Genomic DNA, 8368 nt, shown 5'->3' on the forward strand with positions numbered 1-8368 from the left:
CCTGCGGAACACGCCGGGGCGAACCGGTCGGGGTCCGCGCTGACGCCGGAGTCCTTTGAGGCGGAGGCCCGGTTCCCCGAGGACGCCGGGGGATCCCGGCGCCGGCTCCGCCGTACGTCGCCCGGCAGGTGAGGGTGCCCGCGGAGGAGGTCCGGCCGGAGCCGCCCGCCCCGGGACAGGCCGCCCGACCGCCGAACGGGTCCCGGGGCAGGCGGCGGCGCTGCTGGGACAGCGCGAGGACGACGACGCGGCTGAGGACGCGGCCCGCTGATGCCCCGCCCCGCCCGCCCGCCCCGGCCTCGTCTCGCCCCGCCCGGTCTCGGCCGGCGCGCGGGACGGCGTGTGCGGGAACCGGCCCGTCTGCGGGTGGGTTCCGGTGAGCCGGACGGGAAGCGGGACGCGGTCCGGTGCCGTGTCCGGCTCGGGGCGAGGCCGGTGCGGAAGGTCCGCCGCGGTCCGGGGCCGGCGGCCGTCCACGGGAGACGGGTCCGCTCAGCGCGTGGTCACCCGGAAGGTGCTGAGTACGGCCTTGTGGTCGGTCGGCCAGGTCCAGGTGGGCTCCCAGAACCTGTCCCTGCCCGACTCCTGCACCCGCTCGCTGCGCACGATGGTGCTGGACGGCCCGACGATGATGCTGTCGAGCAGGTGGATCCGCTGGTCCGGGTGGTAGAAGACGAAGTCGATCCGGTCCCGCTCGTCGGCCTTGGGCGCCCAGGTGAGCTGACCGACGTCGGTGCCTGTGTTGTCGCTCGGCCAGGTGAAGCCCGGTGTGCGGACGGGGTCCGGGTGGATCACGCGATAGCTGTCGCGGAAACCGGCGTCCTCGATCGCCTTCGTCGTCGACCACGCGACGACGGTGCCGTTGTGGTCGAACAGGTTCCGGGTCCGGTGGTCCCAGTCCCGGTGGGAGGGCTCGTTGAAGTCGCCGCCCAGCAGCGTGAGCCGGCCCTTGGCCCGCTCCTTCGCGGCGTCCGCGAGGACCGTCCTGGTCACCTTGGTGCGTCCCGAGGCCGTGTTGAGCCGCGTGATCAGGTCGACATCGGTGATCGGACCGGTCGGGATCTGGCCCCAGCCGTACTCGGAGGTCTCCAGGGGCGACGGCGTGCCGCCGCCGTAGCCGCGCGGCAGGTAGTTGACGTAATAGCGGTACTCCAGGTGCCCGGAGTAGGCCGCGACCTCGGTGCCGTCGACCGAGACGACCGCCTTCGACCAGTACGGGAACGACGCGTGCTCGATGATCGGGTAACGCGAGATCACCCCCGGGTCGGACGGGTTCTTGTTGTCGAAGTAGGTCAGCCCCCGCGCGGCGAGATCGGCCAGGAGAGCGGCCACCCGCTCCGGGGTCGACTCGCTGAGCATCACCACGTCCGGTTCGACCGCGGCGACGGTGTCGGCGATACCCGCCCGGCCGCCCGGCACCCGGCTGCCGCCGAGCCAGATATTGAACTGCATGACCTTGAGCTTCCGGTGCGAGACCCCGCCGGGCTTGCGCTCAGCCCGCGGGGCGGCCTCGGCCGTGCCCATTGCCAGCACTCCCGCTCCGACGGTCGCGCCGACCATCCCGAGCAGCTCGCGACGCTTGACCATCAACGACCTCCAGTCATTGCTGCATCCATGGCCCGATCACGATTCGACGCGGGCTCGGAGAAAGCGTTGAGGCATCCCGTGCATGGCACATGAACCTGGGCGCAACGCTAGATGTTGAATGATCAACAGCTGGGGGTGGTGTCATCGCCGCGCTGCCGGCGGACGGCGCGCGGGCGGCCCGCGCCCGCCCGCTCCGCGGGCCGCGGCGGACCTTCCGCACCGCCTCGGCGGGGGCCTGGTCGGCGGGCATGCCGGAGGCCCGGACTCCGGCGGAGAGCGGCTGCCGGATCCCGGTCCGCGGCAGCCGGCGCGTGCCGTCCCTCTCCCGCATCGACACGGCGACGGTGTCCGTGCGCGGCGGCCGGCGCGTGCCGTCCCTCTCCCGCATCGACACGGCGACGGTGTCCGTGCGCGGCGGCCCGGCCGTGGCGGGCGGCGGAGTCAGCCGCTCTCGTCGCTTTCCCGACCGGCCGTCATGTGCGGGCGGCGAGTTCGCGTTTGAGGATCTTGCCCGTGGGGCCGAGGGGCAGGCTGTCCACGAGTTCGACGAACCGGGGGTACTTGTACCGGGCGAGCCGCTCCCGCGACCATGCCGTGATGTCCTCGGCCCGGGTGCTCGCGGAGCGGGGCACCACATAGGCGTAGATCTCTTCGCCGAGGGTGGCGTGCGGCTTGCCGACCACCGCGACCTGGGCGACACCGGGGTGGCGGGCCAGCACCTCCTCGATCTCGCGCGGGTAGACGTTGTACCCCCCGCGCAGGATCATGTCCTTCTTCCGGTCCACGATGGAGACGAACCCGTCGGTGTCCTTGACGCCTATGTCCCCGGTGCGGAACCACCCGTCGACCACGGCCTCGGCGGTCGCCTCGGGCCTGCCGAGGTACTCCTTGAACACATGGTGCCCGCGTATCACGATCTCCCCCGCCTCGCCGGGGCCCAGGAGTTCGATGCGGTCGGCCACGTCGGCGCGGGCGATCTCCGCCTCCGTGCCCCACACGGGATGGCCCACGGTGCCGGCGCGCACGCCGAAGGCCCGTTGGGCGAAGGTGGCCACCGGCGATGTCTCCGAGAGTCCGTAGCCCTCGTAGACGTCGGTCTCGAACTCCCTCCCGACGCGCTCGAGCACCGCCACCGCGAGCGCGGCCCCGCCGGAGAGGCAGAACCGCAGCTTCAGGCCGTGCTCCCGGTCCGTGGCGGTGTCCAGCAGGGCCAGGTACATCGTGGGGACACCCTGAAAGACCGTCACCTTCTCCCGGATCATGGTCTCCAGTGCCGCCGGGCCGGTGAACCTGGGCATCAGCACCACGGCGGCACCGCGCCGCAGGCTGGCGTTCATGGTGACCGTCTGCCCGAAGGAGTGGTACAGCGGCAGGCAGCACAGCACGATGTCGTCCGGCTCCAGGGGGATGGTGTCGAACGCGGTCACCGTGGCGTTCATGACCATGTTCAGATGGGTGAGCACCGCACCCTTGGGCCGGCCGGTGGTCCCGCTGGTGTAGAGGATGACCGCGGCGTCGTCGGGGCGGCACGGTTCGGGTGCGGTGAGCGCAGGGGCGCCGCCGGCCAGGAGGTCGAGGCGGGCGGGACCGGCGGGTGCGGCCCCGTCCGGGCCGGCGGGCGGCATCCCGTCCGCGCAGGCACCCGGCACAGTGGCACCCGGCACAGTGGCACCCGGCACGGTGTCACTTGGCATGGTGGCACCCGGCACGGTGAGGAGGCTGACGCCCGTCGCCTGCGCCGCCGGGGCCGCCGTCCGGACCGTGGTGTCGTCGGCGACGAGCGTCCGCGCACCGCTGTCCTTGAGGACGTACGCCACCTCCTCGGGGGTGAGCAGGATGTTGACGGGTACCACGGTCGCGCCGAGCGCCAGCACCCCGAAGTAGGCCATGGGGAACTGGAGGGTGTTCGGGAGCATCAGCGCCACCCGGTCGCCGGCCCCTACACCCGACCCGCGCAGCGCGGCGGCGTACTGCCCGGCACGGTGCCAGAGTTGGGCGTAGCTGAGCCTGTCGTCCCCGCAGACGGCGGCCGTACGTGCCGGATACCGCTTCGCGGACTCGCTGAGCACGGCGGCGAGCGTCAGATGCATGGAAATCCTCCTGGCGGGCGGCGGCGGGTCGGCCGGGTGTCGCGGGTTGGGGGAGGGCGGGTGCCGCGGGCCGGCGGTACCGGCGGCCGGCGGTCGCGCGATGTGTGCCGTGATGCGTGCGGGCTGGGGTGTCAGCGGTTGCGCACGGTGTCGTCGAGCCAGTCGTAGATACGGGCGGTGGCGTGCCTGAGGACATCGACCTGGTTGTGCTGGTCGCCGCCTTCCGCGGCCGTGAACTCCAGGAAGGTCTTCGGGCCGCGCAGATGCTCGTAGAGCGCTTCGGGCTGGCCCGCGAGGGCGATGTCGTTCTCCCCCTTCATGACGAGGACCGGGCAGGTGATGCGCTCGGCGACACCGTCGCGCAGGGAGAAGTCGGTGAAGCGGTTGAGGAGGGCGCGGGGGGAGCCGGCGCCCATGACCCATGACCCGTGGGTCACGACCCAGCGCGTGGTCGGGTCCTCCTCGACGCGCCGGGCGATCACCTGGTCGAGTCCCGCGTCGGCCGCGGCGGCGAGGCGTCGGCGCAGTTCCTCCTCGCGCTCGGCCCCGGCGCCATCGGCCCCGGCGTCACCGGCGCCGGCCCGCAGGATGTAGCGCAGGGGCACAGCGGCCATGTCATAGACACCGTCCCAGGCCACGACGGCGGCGAGCCGGGAGTCGAAGGCGGCGGCGCGCGGCGCGAGCACTCCGCCCATGCTGATCCCGATGAGCGCGATCCTCTCGGCATCGACGTCGGGGCGGGCGGTCGCGAAGTCGATGACGGGGCCGACGACCTTCTCCCAGTCGGGACGGAACGGCAGCCCCTGTTCGCGGATGACCCGGCCCTGACCGGGGCCTTCGAAGACGAGCACGTTGTAGCCGCGCTCCCGGCCCGCGAAACCGCCGAAGGAGAAGCACTCCTCACCGGTGCCGTCGAAGCCGTTGTGGATCAGTACCGTCGGCCGGGGCTCATCGCTGCCGTCCGGGCGGTAGAGGTAACCGGGCAGCGTGGTGTCCTCGTAAGGGATCTCCACCGCCTCGATGACCGGGCGGAAGAGGGCGGCCGCCTGCCGGAAGCACTGGACGGAGAGGCCGGAGGCGCGCCGGATGCGGGCGTCCGAGGGGTCGGCGTGGAGGAAGAACTCGGCCGTGCGGTAGTAGTTCGCGGCTCGTAGGAACCCGTCGCGGGCGCTGATGGTGTGGCCTGCGGCAAGCGCCGCCTCCGCTTCCCGGTGCACCCGCCCGGCGGTCGTGTCCCACTGCTCGTACCAACTGTCGTAGTTCCGCTCCTCGATCCTGCGTGCCGTGGCCAGGCACTCGCCTATCTCTGCGGCTCCGAAGCTCGCCTGCCCCATGGTGCGCACCAACTCGAAGGTGAACTGGGGGTCGTTGTCGAATATCAGGGTCAGGGGGGTCATGCATGCTCCATGGAGTCGGGGAGTGGCGGGGGAGAGGCGGGTGACCGGGCGCGGACCGGGCTGCGCCGCGGCTGATGCTCGCGCATATCCTGCATCATGCATCATGTCGCGTTCCGCTCATCCTGGGTCCTGCATCATGTATCGTCAAGCCCATGAGTCTGCTCGGGTCATCCGCCGAGTCCGCAAGGCTGTCGTTGGGCAACGTCGGGCAGCGGACCGCACACGAAGCCGTCGTCGAGACGCTGCGCGGCGCGATCCTGGGCGGTGAACTGCCCGGAGGGACGCGGCTGGTGCAGAGCGAGCTCGCCTCGCGCCTCGGCGTCAGCATCACTCCGGTCCGCGAGGCCATACGGCAACTGGCCACCGAGGGGCTGATCCGCCTCGACTCCTATCGCGGGGCCATGGTGCTCACTCCCGAACTGGAGGAGATCCAGGAGGTCTACGAGCTCCTGCTCGTCCTGACCCCCCTGGCGACCCGCAAGGCCGTCGAGCAGATCAGCGACTCGGATCTGCACCGGGCCCGGCAGCTCATGGGCGAGATGGCCCGGACCGCAGACACGGCCGCCTGGGTGCTGCTGAACCGGCAGTTCCACGCTGTGCTGTACGGCGCCGCGCGCTCGCCGCGCCTGCTGTCCATCCTCACCACCCTCTCGGATACCGCCACGGCGCAGGTGGCGATCTCGCTGCGGAACGGGGACGAGGGCAGAGAGGCGAGCAACGCCGATCACATGTATCTGCTGGAGTCGTTCGAGCGCAGGGATGTCGAGCGGGCGGTCGAGGCCACCCGCCGGCACCTGGAGCGCGGCCGGGACACCCTGGTGAAGCTCAAGGGGGAGAACCCCGCCGGCTGAACGCCGCGCCCCTCGGGCCCTCGCCCCCTCGGGGCGCGGGACGCGGAAGGCGCCGGGGGCTGAGGCGCCGGCGGCAGGGCGGAGGGGGCGCACGGGACACGGAGATCCGCTGGGATCGAAGTTTGCAGAGAGGGCCGGGGACACTGTCCCCGGCCCTCTCTGCGTCCCCGGCCCTCTTCGTGCGCGTAGGGCGGCGGCTGCGCGTGCGCGGACTCTTTTCAAAACGCATCATGCAGGATACATTCTATCAACCCGCTCGGCACCCGGCGTCACGTATCCGGCCGCACGCGCCGACGCAGGTCCACTCCGGACACGCGCGGTAGCGGCAACTCGGGGAATTCGGACCCCCGACCCGGATCCGCTCCCGCCCCCCTCACCGGCCGAACAGGACCTCCGGCACCCCTGCCCACCCCTTTCAGCGGTGTGCCCCGGTCCCTGTCGTCACCGCATCACCGCATCACCGCGGCGGGCACCGCACGGCGCCCCCGGTACCAGCCCCGAACCGGCAGCCGGGCAGGGCGCCACCCCGGCCTCAGCCCTGCCCGGCCGACCCGGCCGCGGCAACCTCCCCCGCCCCGCCCGGGAAACCGCCGCCGCACACCACACCTCCGCCCCCCAGCCCGACCAGGAAGGCGAACCATGACCGAGACCGACAGCGGGCAGGCACCACCATCCGCCCGAACCGACGGGCTCAGACCCAACAGTGTGGGCACGTTCGGTATGGCGCTCATGGTCATCGCGGCCATGGCACCCCTCACCGCCCTGGCTTCCAACCTGGCCCTGAGCATGGCTTTCGGCAACGGGATCGGAACCGTGGGCGTGGTGCTCGTCGTGGCCGGCATCCTCGTCCTGTTCACAGCGGGCTATGTGCTGATGACGCAGCGCACGGTCAACGCGGGTGCCTACTACGCCTTCATCGGATTCGGTCTGGGCAGGACGGCCGGCTCGGCCTCCGCGATGATCGCCACCCTGGCGTACAACGCCGCGGGGGCGGCCATGGCGGCCGCGGTCGGCTTCTACGCGGATCTGACGGTGACCACCTACCTCGGCCCGGACCTGCCGTGGTACCTCTACGCCCTGGCCGCGATACTCCTGTCCGGCATGCTGGGCTACTTCGGCCTGTCGTTCGCCGCGAGGGCCACCTCGGTGGTGTGCATCGCCCAGTTCGTCATTCTGCTGGTGCTGGTCAGCGTCGTCCTGGTGCGCAACCCCGGAGGGTTCTCGCTGGATGTGTTCGCCCCCAAAGAGGTGTTCAGCGGCAATCTCGGCTTCGCGGTCGTGTTCATCCTGCTGTCCTTCGCAGGGTACGAAGCCACGGCGATCTACGGTGAGGAGGCCCGCGAGCGCAAGAGCATCGCCAGGGCCACCTACCTCGCGCTGGGGCTGCTCGCCGTGGTCTTCGTCCTGTCGAGCTGGGCGCTTGTCGCGGCAGTCGACGACATCGTCGCCCTGGCCCGCCAGGACCCGGGGGCGGTCGTCTCCGAGATCGCGGGCGAGTATCTGGGGAGCTGGTCGTCACCGCTGCTGCTGACGCTGATCGCCTTCAGCTTCCTCGCGGCCTGCGTGGCGTTCCACAATATGGCGGCCCGTTACATGTTCTCCCTGGGCAGATCCGGTCTGCTCCCCTCGCGGCTGGCGGACTGCCATGCCGTCCACGGGACCCCGCATATCGCCGGTATGGTCCAGTGCCTGATCTCCCTGGCGGTGGTCACCCCGTTCGCCGTCATCGGAGCCGACCCGTTGATCAACCTCTTCCCCGCGGTGTCCGGGATCACCTCTCTGTCGGTCGTCTACCTCATGTCCGCGGTATGCCTCAGCGTGGTGACCGCAGCCGTGCGCGGCAAACTGACCGGCGGCCGGTGGGCGACGCGGATCGCCCCCGCCCTCGCCGGACTCGCCCTCCTCGGCTGCGGCTATGTCATCGTCTCGAACTACGGGGAGCTGACGGGCAGCGACGCCGTGGCGGTCAACTTCATGCCGCTCCTCCTCGTCGTCTGCGCCGTGTACGGGGCCGTGGCCTACCGCCGCAAGGGCGGCGGGCAGATCGTCCAGGACCCGGAAACCCCCGAGCGCTCCGACGGTCCGTGACACAAGCACAGGCAGGGCGGCCGGGCGGGAGCGGCGACACGCTCCCGCCCGGCCGGTGCGCTTCGGCGCGGCCCCGTGGGACCGCGGTCGGACGGCCGTGCGACCACCGGCCGGCGCCGTGCCAGGGCCGGCTCGGCCAGGCGGCCGGCGGCGGCGAGCCCCGGCGGCGGACGACCTGTGACCTGACGCATCTGCGTGACGCGGTTCGCTGTCGGTGCGTCATGGGGTACGGAAGCGGCGCGAGGCCCAACCCGGCGCCGCCTCCAGCCGGACCTTGACGTCGGCGCCGTAGAGGAGGAGTTCCCGCTCCGCCTCGGTGAACTCGCCGAGCGGCTTGTCCGCGTCGAAACGGCCC

5 protein-coding genes are annotated in these 8368 nt (G+C 71.7%); 2 read left to right on the forward strand and 3 right to left on the reverse strand.

Going from position 1 to position 8368, the window contains the following annotated elements:
* Nucleotides 1-492: 492 nt before the first annotated feature.
* The 3 genes from ACWEFL_RS31685 to ACWEFL_RS31695 form a co-directional block, all read right to left on the reverse strand.
* The gene (locus ACWEFL_RS31685) at nt 493-1587 is read right to left on the reverse strand and encodes an endonuclease/exonuclease/phosphatase family protein (protein ID WP_451719293.1); all 1095 of its coding nucleotides are present in this window, start codon (nt 1585-1587) and stop codon (nt 493-495) included.
* Nucleotides 1588-2060: 473 nt separating this feature from the next.
* Nucleotides 2061-3677, reverse strand: a complete 1617-nt coding sequence (locus ACWEFL_RS31690) for an AMP-binding protein (RefSeq protein WP_451719296.1) — start codon at nt 3675-3677, stop codon at nt 2061-2063.
* A 131-nt stretch (nt 3678-3808) separates the two neighbouring features.
* Entirely contained in the window at nt 3809-5074 is a 1266-nt protein-coding gene (locus tag ACWEFL_RS31695; RefSeq protein WP_451719298.1) for an alpha/beta hydrolase, read from the reverse strand.
* Between the two features lie 152 nt (nt 5075-5226).
* Between ACWEFL_RS31695 and ACWEFL_RS31700 the strand changes: the two genes are divergently transcribed.
* Nucleotides 5227-5925, forward strand: coding sequence for a GntR family transcriptional regulator (locus ACWEFL_RS31700; RefSeq protein ID WP_451719301.1), 699 nt, complete (start codon nt 5227-5229; stop codon nt 5923-5925).
* Nucleotides 5926-6564: 639 nt separating this feature from the next.
* Nucleotides 6565-8013, forward strand: a complete 1449-nt coding sequence (locus tag ACWEFL_RS31705) for an APC family permease (RefSeq protein ID WP_451719304.1) — start codon at nt 6565-6567, stop codon at nt 8011-8013.
* Nucleotides 8014-8368 lie beyond the last annotated feature (355 nt).

It is taken from the genome of Streptomyces sp. NPDC004838 (genome assembly GCF_053600955.1).

What these genes read in the sequence shown, in the direction of transcription:
- ACWEFL_RS31685 (WP_451719293.1), bottom strand. Translation starts at nt 1,587, where the DNA reads ATGGTCAAGCGTCGCGAGCTGCTCGGGATGGTCGGCGCGACCGTCGGA.
- ACWEFL_RS31690 (WP_451719296.1), bottom strand. Translation starts at nt 3,677, where the DNA reads ATGCATCTGACGCTCGCCGCCGTGCTCAGCGAGTCCGCGAAGCGGTAT.
- ACWEFL_RS31695 (WP_451719298.1), bottom strand. Translation starts at nt 5,074, where the DNA reads ATGACCCCCCTGACCCTGATATTCGACAACGACCCCCAGTTCACCTTC.
- ACWEFL_RS31700 (WP_451719301.1), top strand. Translation starts at nt 5,227, where the DNA reads ATGAGTCTGCTCGGGTCATCCGCCGAGTCCGCAAGGCTGTCGTTGGGC.
- ACWEFL_RS31705 (WP_451719304.1), top strand. Translation starts at nt 6,565, where the DNA reads ATGACCGAGACCGACAGCGGGCAGGCACCACCATCCGCCCGAACCGAC.